17 protein-coding genes are annotated in these 22,206 nt (G+C 59.4%); 11 read left to right on the top strand and 6 right to left on the bottom strand.

The window, feature by feature from the left end; genetic code table 11:
• Nucleotides 1-447: 447 nt before the first annotated feature.
• The gene (locus ACX80F_RS03255; protein ID WP_459335353.1) at nucleotides 448-1,698 is read left to right on the top strand and encodes an IS256 family transposase; all 1,251 of its coding nucleotides are present in this window, start codon (nucleotides 448-450) and stop codon (nucleotides 1,696-1,698) included.
• 94 nt (nucleotides 1,699-1,792) lie between these two features.
• Here ACX80F_RS03255 and ACX80F_RS03260 read toward each other — a convergent pair whose 3' ends face one another.
• Together ACX80F_RS03260 and ACX80F_RS03265 are read right to left on the bottom strand one after the other, a co-directional pair.
• The gene (locus tag ACX80F_RS03260) at nucleotides 1,793-2,422 is read right to left on the bottom strand and encodes an RES family NAD+ phosphorylase (protein WP_459334955.1); all 630 of its coding nucleotides are present in this window, start codon (nucleotides 2,420-2,422) and stop codon (nucleotides 1,793-1,795) included.
• Nucleotides 2,416-3,492, bottom strand: coding sequence for a hypothetical protein (locus ACX80F_RS03265; protein WP_459334956.1), 1,077 nt, complete (start codon nucleotides 3,490-3,492; stop codon nucleotides 2,416-2,418). The genes ACX80F_RS03260 and ACX80F_RS03265 overlap by 7 nt, the downstream gene beginning before the upstream one ends.
• 228 nt (nucleotides 3,493-3,720) lie before the next feature.
• Here ACX80F_RS03265 and ACX80F_RS03270 point away from each other — a divergent pair, with 228 nt between their 5' ends.
• From ACX80F_RS03270 to ACX80F_RS03280, 3 genes are all read left to right on the top strand, one after another.
• Nucleotides 3,721-4,296, top strand: a complete 576-nt coding sequence (locus ACX80F_RS03270; protein ID WP_459334957.1) for a hypothetical protein — start codon at nucleotides 3,721-3,723, stop codon at nucleotides 4,294-4,296.
• Between the two features lie 424 nt (nucleotides 4,297-4,720).
• Entirely contained in the window at nucleotides 4,721-4,990 is a 270-nt protein-coding gene (locus ACX80F_RS03275; RefSeq protein ID WP_459334958.1) for a helix-turn-helix domain-containing protein, read from the top strand.
• Between the two features lie 26 nt (nucleotides 4,991-5,016).
• Complete coding sequence (locus ACX80F_RS03280) at nucleotides 5,017-5,277, top strand: DUF4238 domain-containing protein (RefSeq protein ID WP_459334959.1); 261 nt, start codon at nucleotides 5,017-5,019, stop codon at nucleotides 5,275-5,277.
• 37 nt (nucleotides 5,278-5,314) lie between these two features.
• Here ACX80F_RS03280 and ACX80F_RS03285 read toward each other — a convergent pair whose 3' ends face one another.
• Together ACX80F_RS03285 and ACX80F_RS03290 are read right to left on the bottom strand one after the other, a co-directional pair.
• Nucleotides 5,315-6,442, bottom strand: coding sequence for a reverse transcriptase domain-containing protein (locus tag ACX80F_RS03285; protein ID WP_459334960.1), 1,128 nt, complete (start codon nucleotides 6,440-6,442; stop codon nucleotides 5,315-5,317).
• Between the two features lie 217 nt (nucleotides 6,443-6,659).
• Nucleotides 6,660-7,922, bottom strand: a complete 1,263-nt coding sequence (locus ACX80F_RS03290; protein WP_459334961.1) for a phosphoribosyltransferase-like protein — start codon at nucleotides 7,920-7,922, stop codon at nucleotides 6,660-6,662.
• Nucleotides 7,923-8,800: 878 nt separating this feature from the next.
• Here ACX80F_RS03290 and dcm point away from each other — a divergent pair.
• The 6 genes from dcm to ACX80F_RS03320 all read left to right on the top strand — a co-directional run bounded on the left by dcm (nucleotide 8,801) and on the right by ACX80F_RS03320 (nucleotide 15,682).
• On the top strand, nucleotides 8,801-10,216 hold the full coding sequence (dcm, locus tag ACX80F_RS03295; protein ID WP_459334962.1) for a DNA (cytosine-5-)-methyltransferase: 1,416 nt from the start codon (nucleotides 8,801-8,803) through the stop codon (nucleotides 10,214-10,216).
• A 4-nt stretch (nucleotides 10,217-10,220) separates the two neighbouring features.
• Nucleotides 10,221-10,745 (top strand): very short patch repair endonuclease, encoded by a 525-nt coding sequence (locus ACX80F_RS03300; RefSeq protein ID WP_459334963.1) that lies wholly within the window; start codon nucleotides 10,221-10,223, stop codon nucleotides 10,743-10,745.
• Between the two features lie 165 nt (nucleotides 10,746-10,910).
• Nucleotides 10,911-12,698 (top strand): DEAD/DEAH box helicase, encoded by a 1,788-nt coding sequence (locus ACX80F_RS03305; RefSeq protein ID WP_459334964.1) that lies wholly within the window; start codon nucleotides 10,911-10,913, stop codon nucleotides 12,696-12,698.
• A complete protein-coding gene (locus tag ACX80F_RS03310; RefSeq protein WP_459334965.1) occupies nucleotides 12,695-13,135 on the top strand; it encodes an EcoRII N-terminal effector-binding domain-containing protein in 441 nt (146 codons plus the stop codon). Before ACX80F_RS03305 ends, ACX80F_RS03310 begins: the two co-directional genes overlap by 4 nt.
• 3 nt (nucleotides 13,136-13,138) lie before the next feature.
• Nucleotides 13,139-14,791 carry an ATP-binding protein gene (locus tag ACX80F_RS03315; protein ID WP_459334966.1) on the top strand — a complete coding sequence of 551 codons (1,653 nt, stop codon included), beginning with the start codon at nucleotides 13,139-13,141 and terminating at the stop codon, nucleotides 14,789-14,791.
• 12 nt (nucleotides 14,792-14,803) lie between these two features.
• Nucleotides 14,804-15,682 carry an HNH endonuclease gene (locus tag ACX80F_RS03320; RefSeq protein ID WP_459334967.1) on the top strand — a complete coding sequence of 293 codons (879 nt, stop codon included), beginning with the start codon at nucleotides 14,804-14,806 and terminating at the stop codon, nucleotides 15,680-15,682.
• A 1,693-nt stretch (nucleotides 15,683-17,375) separates the two neighbouring features.
• Here ACX80F_RS03320 and ACX80F_RS03325 read toward each other — a convergent pair.
• On the bottom strand, nucleotides 17,376-18,521 hold the full coding sequence (locus ACX80F_RS03325) for a DUF262 domain-containing protein (RefSeq protein WP_459334968.1): 1,146 nt from the start codon (nucleotides 18,519-18,521) through the stop codon (nucleotides 17,376-17,378).
• A 1,008-nt stretch (nucleotides 18,522-19,529) separates the two neighbouring features.
• Here ACX80F_RS03325 and ACX80F_RS03330 point away from each other — a divergent pair.
• On the top strand, nucleotides 19,530-21,359 hold the full coding sequence (locus ACX80F_RS03330; protein WP_459334969.1) for a GAF domain-containing protein: 1,830 nt from the start codon (nucleotides 19,530-19,532) through the stop codon (nucleotides 21,357-21,359).
• A 48-nt stretch (nucleotides 21,360-21,407) separates the two neighbouring features.
• Here the strand turns inward: ACX80F_RS03330 and ACX80F_RS03335 are convergent, their stop codons facing one another.
• Nucleotides 21,408-22,199 carry an alpha/beta fold hydrolase gene (locus ACX80F_RS03335; protein WP_459334970.1) on the bottom strand — a complete coding sequence of 264 codons (792 nt, stop codon included), beginning with the start codon at nucleotides 22,197-22,199 and terminating at the stop codon, nucleotides 21,408-21,410.
• Nucleotides 22,200-22,206 lie beyond the last annotated feature (7 nt).

Raw genomic sequence — 22,206 nt, forward strand, 5'->3', positions numbered from 1 at the left:
GCGGTTCAACGCCGAGGTCAAACCGCATCCGTAGGGCACCAGCGGACTCTGACCACAGCCTCCCCTAATGCTGTTGACACTTATAGGAGCGTCAGGGGCACGGCACAAGCTTCCCCGCTTCGCTGCTTGTCCCGCACCTAGGACGCTCCTATAAGTGTCAATATGCGTGAGGTGGCAGCTCACTCGGATCGTGCAAGTTCTACTCGCTTCCGTCGCCGGCGTTGTATGCCGAGGACCATGAAGACGAGCCACGTGGGTGCAATAGCAACACCACCGATGACGAATACTCAGTCGATGCCAGTCCAACGACCTTCATTGAGCCGGATCAAGGGTGGAACGATGAGCAGTAGTCCCAGGAGGGACTGTAAGAAAAACGGTGTGTGAGGGCCCGGCCTGATCCGAGGGGAAATGGCCGTGAACGACTTCACGACCGAAGCAGCAGAGGCGATGATCGATCCTGTGACAGGAGAGATCATCGATCAGAAGGACCTCGCCGAGCGGCTGCTCGCGCAGGCCAAGGAGCAGGGTGTAAGCGTCGTCGGGCCGGGCGGGCTGCTGAACCAGCTCACGAAGAACGTGCTGGAAACCGCCCTGGAAGCGGAACTGACCGAGCATCTCGGGCATGAGCACGGGCAAACACCGATCGCGGAGAACATGCGCAACGGCACGCGGCCGAAGACGGTGCTGACCGAGATCGGCCCGGTCGAGATCGAGGTGCCACGGGATCGGGACGGGTCATTCGAGCCGGTGATCGTGCCCAAGCGGAAGCGACGCCTGGACGGCATCGACGAGATCGTGCTCTCGCTCTCGGCCCGTGGGCTGACGACCGGGGAGATCGCAGCGCACTTCGAGGAGGTCTACGGTGCCAGGGTCTCCAAGGACACCATCAGTCGGATCACGGAGAAGGTTGCCGGTGAGCTGGCCGAGTGGTCCTCGCGGCCCTTGGACCCGCTCTACCCCGTTCTTTTCGTCGGCGCGATCGTCGTGAAGGTCCGCGACGGGCAGGTGCGCAACACCTCGTTCTACGTCGTTATGGGCGTCACCGTGAACGGGGAACGCGACATCCTCGGGATCTGGGCCGGCGATGGGGGTGAAGTAGCGAGGTTCTGGCTGCAGGTCTTTTCCGAGCTGAAGAACCGGGGTGTTGGGGATGTGCTTATCGCCGTGTGTGATGGTCTGAAAGGGCTACCTGAGGCGATCAACACGACGTGGGAGCGGACGGTGGTGCAGCAGTGCGTCGTGCACCTGATCCGCAACAGCTTCCGCTATGCCGGTCGGCAGCACCGCGATGGGATCGTCAAAGCCCTCAAGCCCGTCCATACGGCCCCGTCTGAAGCCGCCGCGAAGGACCGGTTTCAGGAGTTCGCCGCGGAGTGGGGCCAGCGGTATCCGGCGATCGTGACGCTCTGGGAGTCCGCGTGGGCGGAGTTCGTGCCTTTCATGGAGTACGACGTGGAGATCCGCCGGGTCATCTGCACGACGAACGCGATCGAATCGATCAACGCCCGCTACCGCCGCGCGGTCAGAGCACGCGGCCACTTCCCCAACGAGGCCGCGGCGCTCAAATGCCTGTATCTCGTGACCCGTTCCCTTGACCCCACAGGCGGCGGCAGAGCACGCTGGGTGATCAGGTGGCAGCCTGCCCTGAACGCGTTCGCGATTACCTTCGCGGGCCGGTTCGAGACAACCACTTACTGATGAAACGCCGGACCCCACACACCGTTTATCGGACAGGCCCGACGACCGCAGCTTGCACGTCCGCGCTGGGAAGTCGTCAACCACGGGTGCCACCTCAGCGCAGAACGTCCACCCACAACGGCTCGCACATGTCCGTCAGCCAGTCCACGTCATCAGGGACCGCGAACGATCGAGCGAACGACGGGTCCGGCTCCAGATCCTCCGAAGCCACCCGTCCGTCATCGCCGAAGAAGACGAAGGCCTGCGCCTCGTTGAGCTGCCGACTCATCCACACGATGCCGTCGAACCCCGCAGCATGCGCCGCCTGGCCCCACATGCGCGTCTGCGGGTACTTCGACGCCTCCGTGGTGGTGATCTCATCGGCCGACGCCCGTAGGCGGCGAAAGCCCAACCCCATGTAACGCACCAGCCGCAGCTCCCGGCGCACCGTCAGCCGCGCCATTGCTCTGTCCGCATAGTCGCCACGGGAGAGCCGCCCGCCCTCCTTCGGTACATCATGCAGTAGCGACTCAGCCACGGCGGACTCCTCCGTGTGCCCGGCGTACAGGACCGGCACCTTCGGGTCGCCGAAGAACGCAAACCGCGTCCCCGGCCCACCGCCAGGGTTGAACGTATTGGCATGCCTGTTAGGCGCAGGCTTGTACACCCGATACAGCTGCGTGCCCTCCTCCAGCGACCAGGGCAGTGGGTCGAAGGGGTGGCCAGTGGGCCCGAGGGTCACCACTGAGCCCCGTAGTGCCCCTCAGCCGCCTCGACAACACGGTCCGCGTCCTCCAAGTGATCGACGGGCCGCTCGCCGTCGAAGTAACCGCTGGGGCTGCAAAGCCAGAACGTGAGGTCTTGGTCGGTCTTGCCGCACCCGCGAATGACCTTCACGAGCCGGGAAATGACCGGGTGCACTGCACCCTCGGGGGTGAACTGGAAGCCGGGGTAGACGAGCGCCTCGGACCGCTTGAACCCGATAATCTTCCCGGCCTTGAGCTTGTCGGCCGCGAAGCCACTGCGGTTCTTCGCCGCAGCTCTTGAGCCCATAACGTCGGCTACGACGACGCCCGGCATGAGCCTGAACTCGGTATCGATGTCGCGCAGGATCTGCTCGGTAGCGAGGATTCCCTTGAGCGCCTGAGGGGACGGGGGAATGTCCAGTGCAGCGAGGGTGGACCTCACCGCTTCCTCCCCAACGAGGACCGTTGCCAAGCGCTGCTGCACCTGCTCGGGTACGTCCTTGTGCGCACGGAGGAGTGCCTTGAGGGTGCTTTCGCCTAGGTGACCGACCCATGTGGAGTGGGAGGCTTGGAAGGCGTCATGCGTGATGGCGATGAACTGTTCGGAGTGGTCCCTGAGCGCAGCCATGGCCGGGGGGTGGAGCATCTCGCCCCAATGCCGTGAGGAAAGGCGGGCGTCTTTGTCGCCGACGAACAATGCAGAGATGGGGAGATTCAGGATGGCGGAGGGCCAGTGCTCACCAAGCGGGATTCGGCTACCGCTGAGGACTTGGCACTGCACGTAGAAGTTCCCCTCAGTGTCGTCAACGACTTGGCGCCGGGGTGGCCGGTCAGCAGGCGGCAGCTGGGCCTCAAAGGGGTCGAAGGCGACCCATTCGTCGGGGTTGCTGATCGACTGCCCCGTAGCGGGCTCGATACCGAATGCTGCGAGCCCGAATACTTTGACAACGGATGATGCCGTCGGTCCCTCAGGCTCTGAGCGGGGGCGGGGTGGGGGTTGGTTGGTCTCTGGCGAACTGGTGCGCTTTGCTGTTCGGCGCAGTGTCCGCGCAGCGGCTCGGTTGGCCATGCATATCACTTCTTCCCGTGGTTCCCAAAGGTACAGTCTACGTCTGGAACCTCGGGAACGGTGCGGTTCCGCAACTTTTATGAGCCGAGGGCTGATCTCTAGGAAGCCGCCGCCGTCAACAGTTGATCGATAACCCAAATCGGGTTCCACTCATTCGCTGCAACCTCGTCCTTGCAGGACTGGCTCTGACACGCAGCTGATCAGCACAACCTGCCGGGCGAGGTGCAGGTGACGCCGGTAATCGGGAACTTCCGGGAGCACGGCTTCACGATCCGCGAATGGCTCGGCATGAGCCCCACGGCAGGCCAGTCAGGGCCGATGACGGACGCTCAGAAGGAAGAGCGCCGGACCGTGATTCAGAACAATAAAAAGTGGGACGCCGCGACCGAGGTCAGGCAGGGATGGCTGACGACCCTGCTGGGACGGAAGACTCCGCCGAAGGGATGGGCGCAGATCACGGCCACCACGCTCGCCAACTACGGCAATTCCGTCGCCCGTGCGACGCCGCAGCAGGACCTACTCGCCGCCAGCCTCGCAGGCGTCACCGACCCCGACTACCGGGCGTACCGGGCACTGGTGGAGAAGTCGACCACGAACCCCGACAAGGCAGTTCTGGCCATGATGCTCGCCGCCCACGAGGCGGACCTCAGCCGCAAATCATGGAGTCGCCCCGGCCCCCAGGCCGCCTACTACCTCTTCCAGCTCGAGGAGTGGGGGTACACGCTCAGCGAGGTCGAATTCATCATCACCGCCCACGCCATGAAGGACAGCATCGGCAGAAAGGGCGAGGAGTCGGCCGAGTAGGGAAGCGACGGGGCGGCAGGGCAGGAAGGACCTGCCGCCCCCAGCAGCACCGGCGTGTAATCATGTGGGCATGGTCGATCTTCAACTACGAGCACTGGAGGCCGAAGCCAAGCGTATACCCGACCCGGGCGGGCCCTTGGAGGACTACGACAAGGCGTTGCAGGCGTGGGCTGCCACGCACCCCGAGCTGCCTTACAGCAGGCTGTATCCCATCATCTACCGCTTGCCGTGGGAGCACCGATAGACCCGTGCAGGCATCGAAGCTGCCGGTGGTGTGAGAGAACGCCCAGGCCCTAGTGAGGCCTCACTAGATTTCCTTGTCACGAGGGAAAACTGGAGACGGAGTCACGTGGTGTGGTTCCGTCTCCACCCTTTTAAGGGGTCGATCAGCAGTGCAGGTTTTAGTGGCTGGAATGCTGGGTACATGACAGACCAACCCAAGAACGATGAGCAGGCAAGGCCGCTGCGGTTCCTCACCCTGCAGCAGGAAGCCGACGAGCTGAACACCAAACACACCACTATCCGGGCACTCATCGCCTCAGGGGACCTACCGGCGATCCAGATCGGCGGCAGGGGTCAGTGGCGCATCGAACGATCCAAGCTCGAGGACTACATCACCGGTGCCTACGCCAAGGCTCGCACCGACATCGCCCACGGACGCGTCGACACGGCCACTGAGGCGACAGGGGACTGACCACGGTGATCAAGCGGCATCACACCGTGCCCACTTTCTATCTAAGGAACTTTGCCTCCTCAGGCAACCGACCCACGATCGGTTCTTTCAAACTCGATGATGGTAGAAGGATCTTGCAGTCAACGATCGACGCATCTGTCCACAACAACTTCTACTCCCTCGACAGCCACCCCAAAGGAGCCGACGTCTTCATGCGAGCAATCTCACGGCTCGAATCAGACGCTTCCAACGTAATCAGGGAGATCATCGACGGAACATGGCCAGTTTCTGTCCAAGACACTCGGTGAATTTTTCGCGTTCCATAATAGTCCCAACATCAACAATTCATCTTTGCCCAGCGCCTAGTACGCCTACCACGTCGAGGAATGGAACATTCAAGCGTATGAGCTCTTCTCTCATACGCTGACCCCAACTGGGGTCGATCCCTCTTGCGAAGGCCACGTGTCCCCATAGGTGCGCGATGAACTCAATATCGCTTGAATAACCTCTAAACTTTGCATGCTTAGATAGTCCAGCTTTCGAAATACCATACACTTCAGCTTGAAAACTTCGTTTATATGGACGGGAGAGTCCAACACCCGCGTCATTTACCGCAAGCCCCAAAATCCTGTAGCTGCTCTTGTTTAGAAGAATCTTTGTCTTTCTGTGGTTCAGTGACAACTGGAATGTGCTACTTAGCGCATCAACTTTGCGGATAATTGTCAAACAATCACTTCGGGACAACTGCTGGATGCTGGACAACGTTATATCGTCCGCGTAGCGGGTGACGCTATATCCCGAATACTTAAGAGTTTCCAACTCTTCATCAAACTCCTGCAGGGCGCGGTTGGAAAGAGCACCACTAGTGGGGGCGCCCTGCGCAAGGAAGCGACGGCCCGCTACTCGATAAATTTTATCGTTCGCGCTGCTGCGAAGCGTGACGATGCCTCCACATGTACATAGAAGGGCCAACTCAAATGCGAGCAATTCGGGATAGCCTAGCCGTACGAAAATCTTATACACGGCATTACTGCTGATAGAGCCAAAGAAGTCCGAGAAGTCGAGCTTTATCACTGCGCGACCGCCGATGTGCTTTTTCGCAGCATCGAGAATCCCGATATCTGTCGTGTAGGCGTATGAAAGATCGCTACTTCTACCTACTGGGAGGCAATTATTCAGGATGTATCGCTGAACCCGTTTCAATTGGTCGTCAGGCATTCGAATTATACGATGGCCATTGCCACTTTTCTTACGCAGGGTCCGGCTTCGATAGTGTTGCTCCGTGTTGAAAATGATATCGCGCAAACGCCCATAGGGTACACCAGACAAAAAAGCCAAATGTCCGAGCGTGTATATGGGCGTCACCTTGGAGTTGCGACAAGCCTTATCGACCTTTCGAATCTCCCGTAGCAACTCTTCGCTACCGCCCTGCGCGCGCAGGGCTTCTTCGTATGCGTGGGGTGAGATGCTCACCTACCATCGATCCCTTCATGCCGGAGCGATTAATCGTTGGTCCATGATTTGTGAGTTGTGATATGCGTGATGCTGGTTAGTAGGCCGGCATGATGCAACTATCTACAAGTGCAAACCATGGTCTACACCGATGAAATCCCATTGCTGGGAAACTCATCTACAACTGCGGGTACAGCTGATGATGATGGAGGGCCAATGGCGCCTCTATCTAGCTAGGTTAACTCACCCCACGCACAGCCTTAGGGTAGTAGGCCCCACGAACTCCGTCAACTTCAGCCTGGATGAATCTTATGCCACTTCTGTATTCCGAGTAGTTTTCCTGGCTTCCAAACTTCCGTAGATTCATGTAACCCAATTCAGTAAGGGTGAACGAATTGGTTGCCCAGCCAATCTCCTTGAATGTATTTAAGACTCGCCTGCTTTCTATATATGACAGGCCAAGTTCACCTCGAATTGCCGAAGGAGAGTAGCGAAGGGCCATGAGCAAAACCATAGCCCACTCCTTAGACTGCCCATCCTTCGTAATTTTGGCAGCGGTCAGTAGTTTTTGTTTTCGAAGTAGCTGATTATAAAAATCAGGATTTCGAAGCGGTAAGGGACTTGGGCCAGGGCTCAATGCTTTCACGTCGGGTGGTATGCGGCGACCGTCGAATAGAGCGGCATATTTATTTATACTCCTGCCTGGGGCGCTTCGAATTAGAAGATCTGGCATATTATTGGGCGCGGACGAACCAAGGGGTAAGAATAATGCCCCGGTGTCCTTATAGCCGAGGCCACGCTTGCCAATCTCTGGGCGAGTAACTATTTTGGGATATTTCTGGATGATGTGCATCACTGCATCCAGTGCATCACCGGCGGGAAAGCTGGTCTCTACTGTGGGTACTTCGCATACAATTGTGCGGTTGACTCTTAGATACTCCGGCGCTGAGTCGAGCATTTTTATCACCTGACCTGTTGCCCCCCAGCAGACCAAATGAATTTGAATACTGGTTTGCTTTCCGGCAAGCAACGAAGAAACTAGCTCACTGCTCCAAAAGGAGTTCATGAAAAATGCGACTTGTGATCCCGACATTGAGTTATCTACAATAAAAATAAACCCTATTTGTTCTTTTGATGACGTCACTTTCTTAAATTCATCGACGGAACCGCCGAACATTGCTTGCTTCCCGTAACGTTTTCGTATGTCACGTGCTACCAGGGCGAGATAGTTTTCGGATCCAGCGTTTTTACCTATCATGTCAAGAGGTTGGTAATCATCGAACATTCGGGGCTGCTGGTTGGCCTTGCGGTCAATTTCTAGGTGATCGAGGACATCTTCTTTGGAGACGATCGGTGCAAGGTAGAAGATATTGTCGGAGGATGAGATGATATCTTGTATTGCCGCTTCGATGTCGGACTTTATTTGGTCCGTTGTTGTGACCAGTATTGAGTCAAGCAAGATCCCGGCTGCAATTTTCTCTTCGCCTAAAAACTGTTTCAACCATCTACTCCCACTGTCTGTGTTCCGTAGTTGCATTGTCCCCTTCAATTTCGTTTGATTCGCAGTCGAGAAATAATGGTCCGATGCTACCTCATCTGGTGGGCTCGACGGATGATCCCCATCGCAACTCAGAGGAAGTTTCGCAAAGTACATGTAGGAAGAATGAGGTGAGGAGGTGTTTGGGGGATTTAGTGCATGGTCAGCTTTCATCGAGAAAACGCATGGGGGATGCGGTGCGGACTCCTTACTTCCAAAGGAGCTACCCCTTGACCGTTGGCCGTACGGTTAACGGATTTTTTGACAGGAGGGCTTAGGGGGCCGGGTGGCGAGGCAATGCACTCTCGCATCTGCACGGGAATCTAAACCTACGTCTAGTCTCAGCAATGGGTCTCACTTGGGATTGTCTCGTCAAGGCTAAAGCGAGCCGTTGGTGAGCGAAAGGTGCATGTGGATGGAGAGCATCAGATACGCAAGGTCAGCTCGATGGAACAAAACGCGGATGTGCAGTACGCCGCGCCCACAGCAGCTGGCTGCAATCGGATTGCGCGACCTTGGGGTGGCGCTAGCAGCTTGCCTGACTCACCGGAGGATGTCTACGAATCGACCAGCACGGATTGAGTGGCCAAGGGTGTGCCAACCCCGGAGTCCAATCGCCTCAGTGCATCCACCGTCGTGACCCACCAAGCCCGGCCGGACTGCCGGCAGCGGCTGAGACTATGCAGAGGCGCCTGCAGGAGCCCCGTCTTGAGAGCGCCTACTCCCACAAACTTCCGAGTGGCTGCGGATCCGGCCAGTTGTACGGGCGCAATCAAATAGGTCGGTGCGGGGGAGGAGAGTACCTGAGACCGGTTCCCGCAAGCGCACAACTGGTGGGTCGGATGACTGCGGGCGAGCCTGACACGCTCGGGGTAAAAAGGGTGACAGGATGGCTTGAAGATGACCCAGTGAAGGATGAAATGAACAGCGTATATAAACTTCTCGACCTCGCCCGCGCCCGGTACAACCAGAAGCAGCTGGCCGAGATGCTCGGAATGTCGGTCCGGACAGTCGCCCGATGGGAGCATCACGAGACGGCCCTGCCGACGATGCTTGCCCCCGCCCTGCGGGAGATTCTTGGGCTCAAGAAGCCCGAGGACAACCCGGAATTCACCTTTATCGACCTGTTCGCTGGCATCGGCGGGATCCGCATGGGCTACGAAGCGCACGGCGGCCGGTGCGTCTTCACCAGTGAGTGGAACAAGTTCTCCGAAAAGACGTACCTGACGAACTTCCCGGACGACCAGGACTCCGGGCACACGTTCATCGGGGACATCCAGCAGTACGAGGCCGAACTGGTTCCGGACCACGATGTCCTGCTGGGCGGTTTCCCCTGCCAGCCGTTCTCGATCGCGGGGGTCAGCAAGAAGAACGCGCTCGGGCGCGCCCACGGGTTCGAGGACGCAACCCAAGGAACCCTGTTCTTCGACGTTGCACGGATCATCGACGAAAAGCGCCCGGCAGCGTTCATGCTCGAGAACGTGAAGAACCTGCGGTCCCATGACAAGGGCAAGACCTTCGCGGTAATCATGGCGACCCTTGAGGAGGAACTCGGGTACGAGGTTCACACGAAGATCATTGACGGAATCAGCTTCACTCCGCAGCACCGCGAACGCATCATCATCGTGGGATTCCGCGAGCCCACCGACTTCACTTGGGACGATCTCGAACTGCCCCCGGTCGGTCCGAAACTGGAGACCATCCTGCACCGTACCGACGGGACCGAACCGGTCCTTGAGTGGGATGGCGACCGGTACTTCGACCACGACAACCGAAAAGTCCAAGACAAATTTACCCTCACCCCCCGCCTCTGGGCCTACCTGCAGGCGTACGCCGCCAAACACAAAGCCGCAGGCAACGGATTCGGCTTCGGGCTAGTTCACCCCACCGGCACCTCCAGGACCCTGTCCGCCCGGTATTACAAGGACGGGTCCGAGATCCTCGTCGCGCAGGGAGCTGAAAGGCCGCGGAGGCTCACGCCCCGGGAGTGCGCACGCCTCATGGGCTTTGACGACAGCTTCCTGATTCCGGTCAGCGATACCCAGGCCTACCGGCAGTTCGGTAACAGCGTCGTCGCCCCGGTCATGCAGGAGGTCGCCCGGATCGTCGCCCCGCACGTCGCTGCCATCAAGGCCCGAGCGGCTTGCCAAACGGGTGGGGACAGCGGACCAGCGGCGCCGGAGGTGTTGCGCAATGCCGCACAGAACCAAAGGGATAGCGCGGATAGTGACGTCCTGGTGGACGCATTGACAGCCTGAGCCGATGGCCGACACGGTGGACCCCGCGACCCGGAGCCGGATGATGTCCGGCATTCGGGGCACGAACACCAAGGGAGAGGTCCTGATCCGCAAGGGTCTCCACGCCCGGGGCCTGCGGTACCGGATCAACGTCAGAGACCTTCCGGGAAGACCGGATATCGTCCTGCCCCGCCACTATGCTGTGGTGTTCTTCAATGGGTGTTTCTGGCACCAGCACGATTGCCCACTGTTCCGGTGGCCGAAGAACCGCGAGGACTTCTGGCGGGAGAAACTAGGGAAAAATAGGAAACGTGACCGGCGTGTCATCGCCGAGCTCACCGGCAGGGGGTGGCGGATCGGTATTGTCTGGGAATGCGGGCTTAAGGCCGCCGGTAAGAACCCGGTGTTGCTGCTCGACGCGGTGGCCGCGTGGGTCAGGGACGTCCCGGCTGACTACCAGTTCGTAGGGATGGTGAGCCGCAAAGCCGATGAGCTGCGGGACCGTAGTAACAGTATGGGGGAGCAGTACATGAAGGAATGGCGCGCGTGACGCTTGAGAACCTCGCCAACTACCGCTCAAGCAAAGCGCATTGGCCGTCAGCATTGGGCTTCGCCCACTGTGTCCGGTCCATGGTCAGACATGTTGACCAAGTTGAGGACCCGGATGAGACCCTCATGCGTTGGGTCAGTCCCACCCGTCACGAGCGGATCGTCAATGGATGAATGGGAAGTCCAGGATGCCCAGCTCTTTCTACGCGAGCAGGCGGTTAGGCGGCCAGCCACGGCGCAGGAAGTTGCCCAAGCGGCTGCTGACCCTGACCAGAACATCCGTCAGATTACGGGCCTGCATTTCGGACGCATCGCACTGTCCCCGGTAGTTGTTCTTCGCGGAGCGTTGCCTGATGCGGTGCGTGTATGTGTAGGTGTACGGCGGGGCGCAGCGTTCATTCCGGTTCCCGGCGCGAATGCCCATGGTGTCATCCACGACTGCCGTTGGCATCCACTGGATGTGGCCGCGGTCAGGGCCTGCTTCGCGTTCCTCGAGAAGTACGCCATCGACCAGGACTCCCGAGTCTCGCTCGGGACTTACCTGGCGGTGATGGCTGATGTCAGCGGGGCGGCTCTGGTGGTAGATGACACCGAATTGCATGACAGGTTAGTGCCGGTCAGAGCGACTAGGGATTTCCCGTCCCTGGGTCTGGGGATCAATCTGTTCCCCTACCAGCAGGACGGTGCGGAATTCCTGGTAGCCATGGCGGAACGCGGCGTAGGAGTGCTACTGGCCGACCAAATGGGCCTAGGCAAAACCGCGCAAGCGATTGCCCTGCTTCTGGATCAGTACAGCCATGGTCCTTCCATCATCGTCTGTCCCGCTTCACTGCTGCGCAATTGGTCCCGGGAAATTGCACATCTAGCACCGGCTCTGCGTCTCATCATCCATGCGGGGCCTTCGCGTACCGGTGTGGCTGGTTCCCTCGCTGGGTACGACGTCGTCATCACCTCCTACGAAACCTTGGTAGGCGACCTGAGCTTCCTCGCGGACATCCAGTGGAACATTCTCGCTTTGGATGAGGCCCAGATGATCCGCAACCCGGAGACGGGTCGCGCTCAAAGTGTCAAGGCCCTGAACCGCAGGGTCTCCCTGGCCCTGACCGGAACCCCGGTGGAAAACCGCCTCCTTGACCTGTGGTCCATTGCCGAGTTCGTCGTTCCGGCCCTGCTCGGTAGCAGGGAGGCCTTTGAGCAGGCTTTCCCTGATGAACTTGGACGGGCCGAATCCTTGGGACGAATCATTGCCCCTGTCACCCTGCGGCGTCTGGTCGCGGACGTTGCAACCGACCTTCCCGAACTAGTCAATATCGAGACCGCCTTCGAACTCCCGCCTGACACCGCTCGCCGATATTCACACACGGCCGCCAGCAGTGCCGGTCCTTTGGCAGCGATCACGGCACTGCGGGTTGTGTGTGCGCATGCGGACGGGTATGGCTGGGACAATGGACAGTGCCTGGCCCCGAAAATCGAACACACCCTGCGGATCATTGCAGAGGCATTCAGTAGAGGGGAGAAGGTTCTGGTATTCGCTTCCTTTCAGCAGGCCCTCGATTCGCTGCTCGATGCCGTGCGGACCGGTCACCCCGATGCTTTTCTGGCTGTCTTGGACGGGAGGCTTTCACCGTCGAACCGTCAGGCCATCATTGACGTTTTCAGCGGTTTTTCGGGAGCCGGGGCCCTTTTCATGAACCCCCAGGCCGCTGGCGTCGGGCTCAACATCACGGCAGCGAATCATGTTGTCCACTTTAACCCGGAGTGGAACCCGGCACTGACCAGCCAGGCCACTGCGCGGGCTCACCGTAGAAAACAGACTCTGCCAGTGACCGTTCACCATTTCTTCTACGAAAACACTGTGGAAGAGGATGCGCTTCTGCGCTCCGACTGGAAACGCGCCCTCGCGGGTCGCGTGGATGACGGGGCGACCACGACGAAAGAAGGACCTGCAGAATGACATGGCCCGCAGAGGTTAGAAAACTCCTGAGCGCAAACGATCTCGGTCTTACCGGGGCTCACCAGGCAGGAATAACTATTCCTAAGAACCCGGACATCCTCGGGTTCTTTCCCCCATTGGATGCTGCCGCCTACAACCCTGATTTTTGGATGACAGTCGCAACCCCGCAGACAGGTGAGCAATGGTCGCTGCGCTTCATCTACTACAACAACAAAACACACGACCAAGGAACCCGCAACGAATACCGGCTCACGCACACAACCCAGATGCTGCGCGCCCTGTCAGCAACGGCGGGAGACGTACTGACATTTCGGCGGAACGGTTCTGGCGACATCGAAGTGGTGCTCCACGACGCCGAACATCCGGCGGCACCAACGCGGACCGAAACAATACTCCGCAATGGATGGCGCATGATCATCACCGACACAGAGGATTGAGTCATGGCAAAAAGTACCAAAATCGTTGTTCCGGACACCACGCGGGTCATTGAAGGTTTCCGGGACACCGGATACACCTTTGAAGCATCCATTGCTGATATCGTCGACAACTCGATTGGTCCGGGCAACGCGGAAAATGTGTCTATCCGGATTGGACTGGACACAGAGAACAATCCCATCGTGGAGGTCGCCGACGATGGCATCGGCATGAACCTTGACGGCCTCGAAAATGCCATGAGATACGGTGCTGACAGGCAGGAGAACCCGAACAGCCTGAGCAAGTTCGGCCTCGGTCTGAAGACGGCGTCCACGCAGTTCTGCCGGCGTCTGGTTGTGATTTCACGTCCGCTCAACGACAGGCAGTCCTACGCAGCGGCATGGGATCTTGACACAGTCCTTGAAACAGGGGACTGGGTTCTCGAACACGACGTCGCCGATGGGACTGAAACAGCGGCTCTCGACGACGCCCTGGACGAGCTGTCCTCCCTCGCCGGCAGTGACCCGGGACCAGGCACGCTCATCCAGTGGGCCAAGATCGACAGGCTTCTCAGGACGCGCAACGGCAAGGAAGCCAAGAACCGCCCGACCGCCATGAAACGCAGCGAAATGGTGCTGCGCGAACACCTGCGGATGGTCTTCCAGCGTTTCCTGGACCCGGAGGACAGCAGGGCCCGCAACGTCAACATCTACCTAAACGGCGAGAAGCTCCGTGCTTGGGACCCCTTCGCCGAAGCCACCGGCGGAGACATGGTGAAGGAAAAGAGATTTACCTTCGAGGTTGTCGAAGGAGACCCGCACACCGCGGTGCTGCGCGCTTTCATCCTGCCACGCAAAGACGAAGTTGAGGATCTGCAGGCATGGCAGGAAGCCGCGGTGTCTCTGGGACGCCAAGGAATCTACCTCTACAGGGAAGGCCGGCTCATCGACGGGCCAAGCTGGCTCGGCACCGGAGCGGCCGAAACACACTTCAACAACCTCAGGGTGGAGCTGTCCTTTGATGCCCAGCTCGACCCCGTGTTCGGTGTTGGGATTAAAAAGTCCGGCGTGCACATCGACGAGACACTCATCGAGCAGCTGACCGACATCCTTGCACCGCTCAGGCGTGAAGCAAACAAGCGCTCCCGGGCCGGAAACGCAAAAGCCGCCACCAGCGGTATGAGCAGCACCCGGCCAACCGAGGTCACTCTTGGCCGCCTCAAAAGCAACCTCACCATTCCGACCATCACTGCGGGTATCGATGGTGCGGTGGTGATGGTAAACAAGACTGGCAACGTCCCAGTCATCGGACCCGATGGCCAGCCATCCGGGATCATCAACGTCACGGTCGAAGACGAATTCGCCACCATGAACGTAGTTCGCCGGGAATCCCTGAAGGACGGAGTGCTCTGGGACATGTCCCTCTCAACCAACAACATCCTGCAAGTCGAACTGAATACCGGCCACGACTGGTACCAAAAGGCATACCTTCCGGTCGCCTCAAACAGCACCATGGCCCAGGCCATCGAATTTCTGTTCTACGCGATGGCGCAGGCCGAGCTTGACGCCACCAATGTAGATTCCCAGGACATGTTCGAGGAAATTCGCGTCGACATCAGCCGCAACCTGCGCAAACTCGTCAAGGACCTACCCTCCCCCAACACACCCGATGACGCCTAACCACAGCACACCGTGAACCGCACCCTCGAAAACGCACTGACGCAACTGAGCGCCCTCACAACCCTGTCACTGGAACCATGCACAATCTCCCAAGCGGGCATCGCCGGGACCGGAGCACGCCTGGCCGGTATTGACCCCGGCCGTGGACTGGTCATCGCCCTGTCCCGGACGATGACCAGTGCCACCGCAACCGTACTGCCCGAAGAATATGCAGGCGCGCTCGTTCGACAGCTCGGCCGGTGGGCCCAGGACAATCCAAACGTATGGCGGGACGCGATCGAGGAAATCAGTACCCATGACGTGGCACTAACCATCACCGTCAACCAGGAAATACTCGACGACCCGCGCGATCCGCCCGCCGGCCTCTGGCGGTCCTTCGGCATCGAGTGCTGGGCACGGATCCCCGCACGAACACCGGACGAAGTCACCCACAGCCTCATCGCCGTGGCGTCGCCGGCCCTCGTCCTGGCGTTAGGCGGGCTCCTCGACCAAGACGAAGAAACAGCGACTCCCTCCTTCGACTCGCTACCTGAAGGCGCGGTAAGCACCATCAAAGTGAACCGTTACGAACGCAGTCCCATCAATCGGCTTCGCTGCATCAGCCACTACGGCGCCCGATGTTGGGTCTGCGACCTCGACTTCGGAGAACGTTACGGATCGTCCGCTGCAGGATTCATCGAAGTTCACCACCGGGTTCCCGTCTCAGCAATGGGCGGCGAGTACCTTGTTGATCCCATCCGCGACCTCGTGCCGCTCTGCAGCAACTGTCACTCGGTAGCGCACCGCCGAAACCCGCCGTATCAGCCAACGGAGATACGCGAACTACTCGGGCTGCCACCGAAACTTCCGACACTTCCTCAAGTCGAGGATCCGCACACGGCTTGCAGTTAAGCACAGGAGCATTACAGAGTGTCGTGGCTTCCATCGCAAACCATATCCGTTTCTGAATACGTCGCAAGCATATTGTGCAAGCTATTGATGCATTGCTTCCCTTGACTAGGATATGCAGGAATCGAATTGCGTGCGAATGCTAATAAAGATACTGGTCTAAAGGCGTGCGCTCCAACTGCTGTCGCGACATTGGGGGCGCCCGCCCTGCAAGTAGTGCGATGATCTAGAGTCGATATTTATACCGCGAAAAAGTTCCGCTATTCGCAACTCTAAATCAACCCTACTCAGCACCCCGATGACTTAGACAGGCGGGTAATGTAATCAAGCTTTACCCACGCCATAGTTGCACGCTTAGTTTATCCGGCAGCCAAGCTTCGAAACATGATATTTTTCTGCAATCTTCTTAAGCAGCGCACTTTGGTGTCCTCGATTGCGGTCCTGAGCGGGCACTCTCGAACAATCTTGACTCGCAACTTTAGTGTTGCCGGCTAGATTGCATTCGCTGACCACCCCATAGTTCTTTTCGAGTTTCCTTCCCCGAAAAGTTCCTTCTCCCGCTCTCAGCCAGCGAGGTGTCGAGCAGGCGTGTCGGCGATAGAAATAGCCGTGAAATAAGATAACTAGATAATAGAGAGCCAAGACGGTGCCCGGTCTCTACGAAGCTCTGCGTCATTGGTTTAGATCCGATAAGGTTCCGCCTTCGGCGAGAAGTCGGTTGTTGAAGCTGCGTGTGCCGACCAATTCCCATCAACTTCGACACGGATGTTAACGCCACCAAGAGGGAGGGCTTGGCTCCGGCGGGTGCAGTATCCGGCATTTGGGTTGGCGATGCCCCAACTCTCCTACTCGCATCGTCACCAGCGCTGATAGATTGAGCTGCCACAACAGCTAGGTGTCGAAGCGGATGGGGCGCGAGAAGGTCAAACGTTAGATGAAACGGTGATGAGGCAGCGAGCCCTGTTCGAAGGTAGCGTGTCGCGCACGATGCGCAGTTTCTGTTCGGCGTCCTGTCAAAGATACCTTAGGCACCGTTGATCCCAGCCAAACGCTTCAGGAAGTAGAGCCTGGATCTGCCGATCTACATCCCAGCTGGCGTACTGCATGCGACCGCGTGCTTGATTCTGGGGCAGCACCTGTATAGACAGGTTTCCAGATGGTGCCGCAAGGTGTACCGGTGGGACATGTCGACGAGTAGTGAGTCTTCCGTGTGCAATGTCGCCCCGTGTGCTTCCGAAAGAGTCCATCGAGTCAAGCCATGTTGGGTCGAAGTCAAGCTCGGTGAAACCAAGCGGCAGCAACATCGAAAGTAGATTGTCTCGCTTGATTCCGTGGTTGGTGTCAAGCTTGCCTATATACCACTTAGTCGCTTCAGCTATCGATTCGACCTCGGTCAGAAACTTATAATTCTGGGAGCGCCCTACTCTGATCCCCTCGTGAACCTGAATCAAGTTTCGAAGCGGAATGGGCAAAACATGGGAGAATTTATATCGCCATAAACAGGCGGTGACTACGCTTCTGCACAGTTCTTCAAAGTATCTTTCAAATAGGGCGTGAGCTGCAACCATGTAGGTATCACCGTTGAGGAAATCTTCGTGGCGAGGCCAAGGCCGCATGGGGGTCAGGTATTGGCGTTGCAGAGTTAGTAAGTTGCTTGATAGTTCAGCCCGCAATAGAACTCGTCGCGTCATGACGGCTAGATGTAAATCGACGCGGAAGGCGAAATGTTTGTCAAGGCTCCGCCCCATTTAGTGAAGCGGTTGTTTACTGCCTCGCTCGATTTAGTGGTGGTTGTCAATGATAGAGAGAAATCGCCATCTTCAATGCAGATTCTCTCGAAGCTATCCTTGACCTCCGGCGCGCGCTGTAGACATTCCTCACGAACCTTCTCGTGCTGCAAATAGAAGGCCATGATGTCAAGAACGGCCCTATTCTTGCGCGGCTCGTATCCCTTTGCAGAGTATCTCTTGAATGCATTCTTGCCAAATATCTCGATAGTAGCCTCAATCGCTAGATCAAAACCTTTAGCGGAAGCTACAGTCGCGCTTTGATGCTGCACCCAGTCTTCATTAAAGGCTTCACAACTTTCATCCAGAAACGCGCGCAAATTCCCTCGATAGTCGTTTCTCCTTAGGGTGAGGGCTATGTGCCGGATGAGGATTTCTGTATCCCTCATACGAAAATCTGGGCCTTTTCTGCCTAAGAATTTGTGAATACTGAGGCTGCTAGCCGAGTACTCCATAACGTAATTCATGAAGGGACCGGGATGGAGGGCTCGGCGTAGTTCCTGTGGCGATAACCCGACCACGTTCCCATTAAGACGGAGAAAAGTTAGGTACAGGAGTGCTTCGCTGGACCAGTCTCGCAGGACGACTGCACGAACTACTTGATTCTCGACTGCTGCCGCATGAGGTTCTAGGCCTGGATTAGTTCTAAAATCGTCATAGGTGAGTCCATTCAAATGTTTGAGAACCTGGAGACCCTTAAGTTTCATTGAAGGGCCATCTAAACCTGCAAATCGCTGCAAGCTACGCAAGCGTTGCTTTCCATCCAAGACAATGAATTTTCCGCGCGCGTCACGACGTTCGGCTAAGATTAATTGTGGAACTGGTATGCCTAGAAGAAGACTTTCTATGAATCTTGATCGTTTAAGATCATTCCAAACATCCCGCCTCTGGAATGCCGGCTCTAGGTCAAATCTGCCCCTTGCCAATTGACCGATGATTGTGTCTACGGTCCAGTCTGTACCCCAAGTGACGGTAGAGTCAGGGCGAACTTCCTCGGCTAGGTCATTCTCGTCCACATCGAAGGATAGGTCATCGAATGAATCATTCTCGCTCATGACTCGACTCTACCTTCAAAAGCAAGAAACACTGCCCGGTTCTTATCGAATGTTCACGCTGCCGGTACTGGGCGAGTCGAACCGTCAGGTCTACGCGATGTAGCGGCGCTTCCACCTGTCGAAGGCTTTTGGATGCCGCGGGAGCCCCATCATGAACGAACAGTGAGTGCTAGGGGTGGGGGCAGAATTTCGCACTTCGGCGTTGCCGTACACCTGCTGGTTTGGGGCCGGGTCCTAAGCGTGCTGCTCGCCGTGCTGAATCTCGAGAGTCGCCGTCGTGCCGTCCTTGTCGGTCACTGAGATGGTGTGCCCTGCAGTTGGTTCGCACGGTCCTGGCGGAGACTTCGGTTCGCCGTCAGCGGCGCTAAAGGGACTTAGTGTCTAAGAAGCCCTTGCCAACGTCGGCGCCCATGCCAGTCCCTGCAGGGTGGGCTTCTTTTACGACTCCACCAGTCTAACCAGCGTTATCGAGGATAGTAGGCGCGTCTTCGAGCGCCTCGACGCGGCGAGTGACATAGCAGGCGTGCAGGGCAGCCGGCTCGGGTAAGGACTACGCGATCTTCCTCGATCCGGCAGTCGATTCCATCGAGCGCAGTGCCGTGGGGCGCACGGATGCGCCAGCAGCAGGCGAAGGGTCCGATATAGGCAGGGATGGGCGCACTCACCGGGATCGACGGATTACCGGTGAAGAGAATTGCCTGCCCAGTACGGTAGGCGCCACCCGGGGGGAGAGCCATACACAAAGGCTAGCCTTTTCGCCATCGAGCGGCCTAAAGCTACTCTTGCTGAGTCGTGGCGTCCGAACGTTCGGGTGGCTTAGCACTAAAGGCAACCGAACAAATCCGGTCCTTAAACTCACCCATCTGTGTCCACTGCCGAATCGACGCGTGCAGACCACCTAGGCCTTAAGGAAGATCGTCGATTGTCTACTGGTGCTCGGTTGACGGCCCGCTATCCTGAAACCCCGTGCGCAGCGTCGCGCCCGGTTGCACGAGACAGGTGCCGTACATGCAGCAGCTTCCCACGCCCAACAACACCCAGAACCAGCAGAACCCTCCGCCCTCCCAACTTGACCGCATCACGGAGCTCGCTGGGGACCTCGCCGGACAGTTCGAGCTGGTCCCGCTCCTCGAACGCGTCCTCGGGCACGCCGCCGCCCTCCTCGAGTGTGAGAGTGGCTCCATCTCGATCGTCCACGAGGCGGAGGGCTACTACCGCAAGGAAGTGGATCAGGGCGTCGGCTGCCGCGAGGGCCAGACCTTCCCCCTGACCGAAGGCCTCACCGGGCAGATCGTCAAGACGCGCGGCACTGTCATCCTCGACCGCTACGCGTCCGTACCCTCGGGCCATATCGACCCGGCGGACCCGCGGTGGGGGAGCGCCGTCATCGGCGTCCCCATCACGTGGGCCGGCACGATCATCGGCACGTTCGCGATCTTCAGTGACAGACCGGGCCGCGTCTTCAGCCCCGCCGACGCCTCCCTCGTGGAACTCTTCGCCAACCATGCCGCCATCGCCATCATGAACTCCCGGCTCCACCAGGCCGCTGCAGCGAAGGAACGCGAAGCCGCCGTCGCGGGCGAACGTGAGCGTGCCGTTCAGGCTGTCCACGAGACCATCGGCCGGTCCCTGGGATCGCTCCTGCTGCACCTCGACCGCGCGGATAAGGCGACACCGGGCGGGTCGCCCTCCACCCAGCACATCGACTCCGCCAGGGTGCTCGCCCACGAGGCGCTCTTCGAGACCCGCCGTACCGTGCTGGGACTCGGTCCCTCCAGCCTGGCGGGCAGGACGCTCAAGGAAGCGGTGCGCCAGGAAGTCGACCGGATCAACGCGAGCTACCCCATCGACGTGACGTTCCTTGTGACCGGCGACCCCCACGACCTGGCGCCCGCGGTGGCTCATCAGCTCTTCATGATCATCCAGGAGGCGATCGCCAACGCGGTGATGCATGCAGACGCGAGGACGTGCCGGGTAGGCCTCTTCTACGACACCACCGGTATCGCGGCCGTCATCGAGGACAACGGCCGCGGGTTCGAGGATCAGGAGACGACGAGTCTGAAGGGCCGCCGGCTCGGGCTGCACGGTATGGCCGCCCGGGCCCACTTCCTGCGCGGCGAGCTTCATGTGGACTCGACGCCGGGCTGGGGCACGAGCGTCCGCGCCGAGGTGCCCTACTCCTCGAACGGTGATGCATCCCGGGAACGGTGGAAGGTCCTCGTCGCCTGCGCGCAGCCCCTTCTCCGGGCCGGGCTCGTCCGGCTCCTCGAAACCTCAGAGCCGTCCGTCCAGGTGCTGGGCGAAGTGGGAACGCTTGAGGACCTCACGGAATCGGTGTCCCTCCTGCAGCCCGACATGCTCGTCCTCGATGAGCACCTGCTTGCCCAGTACGCCCACGCAAGGGCACAGGGGAGAGACACCGTGGAGCGGCCCGTTGTCGCCGTCGTCGACCGCCCCACCGATGAGCAACTGGCGGCCGCGGCGTCGTCGGGCGTGCGGGGATTCCTCTCTCTTTCCTCCGCACCGGCGGAGGTGGCGCGCGTCGTCGTCGCCGCCGCCCGCGGCGACGCACTGCTGGACGGCGCGATGTTCACCCGCCTTACGGAGACCCGTGCGACGGACGCCGGCGAGGCAATCCAGCTGACCGCCCGCGAACTCGAGGTCCGTGACCTTCTGGCCGAAGGCCTGGCGGACAAGCAGATCGCCACGCGGCTGGCCATCTCGGTCAAGACCGTCGAGAAGCACGTGAGCGCGATGCTCCGGAAGACCGGGACCCGCAACCGCACCATGCTGGTCGGCCTGCAGCGCCAGGGTCAGGCGACCGCGAACTCCAGGTAGGCAGGAGCGCCGCGAGCACGCTTGGCAGGTGTGCGGCTCAGAAGATCGTTACGAAGACCCAGCCGCGGTGGCGTCGAGGATGAACCGGGCTGTTTCCTGCGGCTGGTCCCAGTGCGGGAAGTGCCCGCAGTCCTCGAAGACGTGCAGGGTGGCGTCCGGATAGAGGGACATGGCGACGGCGGCCTCGCTGAGCGGGGTGACCCTGTCCGACCGGCCCCAGCCGAAAGCCAGCCTGCCCTTGAGCGTCCCGCGGGGGGTGCCTGCCTGGCGCGGGCCGTGCGCGAGCGACTTCCGCGCGTCATCAAGACTCGGCGAGGTGGCGAATCCGCGAAGCTCGGTCAGGACGAGGTCCGGGTCGAGCTTCCAGGGGGCCGCGGAGAACTGGGCGAGCAACGCCGTCCGGCCCGCGGCCTGCTGGACGAGTGACGGCAGGGCGGACTGGATACGCCGTACCAACGCGATAGACGCGGTGATGCTGGCGTTGAAGATGCGCACCTGCGTGTCGTTCCAGAATCCTCCGGGATCGAGGGCGACGACGTTGCCGGTGTGACCCCGCCGCGCAAGCTCGACCACGATCCGCGCACCCATCGAGCTTCCGACGAGATCGGCATCGCGCAGGTTCTCCTGCTCGAGGAACTGTGCGACGGCGTCCGTGAGGGTCGCGATGGTCACCTCGCCCGCGAGCGGCTTGCTGCCGCCGAATCCGGGGAGGTCGATGGCGATGATCTCGCGCTGGTCCCGCAGCAGGGGGAGGACGGGGTCCCAGGTGCGGATGCTCGAGCCGAGCCCGTGCACGAGGACGAGAGGCCTTCCGGCGCCGGTTCGTTCGGTGTTCAACATGTTTGAG

Source organism: Arthrobacter sp. TMS2-4, from assembly GCF_054511075.1.

Coding starts and splice junctions, on each gene's coding strand:
- ACX80F_RS03315 (WP_459334966.1), top strand. CDS start 13,139: ATGGCAAAAAGTACCAAAATCGTTGTTCCGGACACCACGCGGGTCATT.
- ACX80F_RS03275 (WP_459334958.1), top strand. CDS start 4,721: ATGACAGACCAACCCAAGAACGATGAGCAGGCAAGGCCGCTGCGGTTC.
- ACX80F_RS03305 (WP_459334964.1), top strand. CDS start 10,911: ATGGATGAATGGGAAGTCCAGGATGCCCAGCTCTTTCTACGCGAGCAG.
- ACX80F_RS03325 (WP_459334968.1), bottom strand. CDS start 18,521: ATGAGCGAGAATGATTCATTCGATGACCTATCCTTCGATGTGGACGAG.
- ACX80F_RS03265 (WP_459334956.1), bottom strand. CDS start 3,492: ATGGCCAACCGAGCCGCTGCGCGGACACTGCGCCGAACAGCAAAGCGC.
- ACX80F_RS03335 (WP_459334970.1), bottom strand. CDS start 22,199: ATGTTGAACACCGAACGAACCGGCGCCGGAAGGCCTCTCGTCCTCGTG.
- dcm (WP_459334962.1), top strand. CDS start 8,801: ATGACTGCGGGCGAGCCTGACACGCTCGGGGTAAAAAGGGTGACAGGA.
- ACX80F_RS03255 (WP_459335353.1), top strand. CDS start 448: ATGATCGATCCTGTGACAGGAGAGATCATCGATCAGAAGGACCTCGCC.
- ACX80F_RS03330 (WP_459334969.1), top strand. CDS start 19,530: ATGCAGCAGCTTCCCACGCCCAACAACACCCAGAACCAGCAGAACCCT.
- ACX80F_RS03310 (WP_459334965.1), top strand. CDS start 12,695: ATGACATGGCCCGCAGAGGTTAGAAAACTCCTGAGCGCAAACGATCTC.
- ACX80F_RS03300 (WP_459334963.1), top strand. CDS start 10,221: ATGGCCGACACGGTGGACCCCGCGACCCGGAGCCGGATGATGTCCGGC.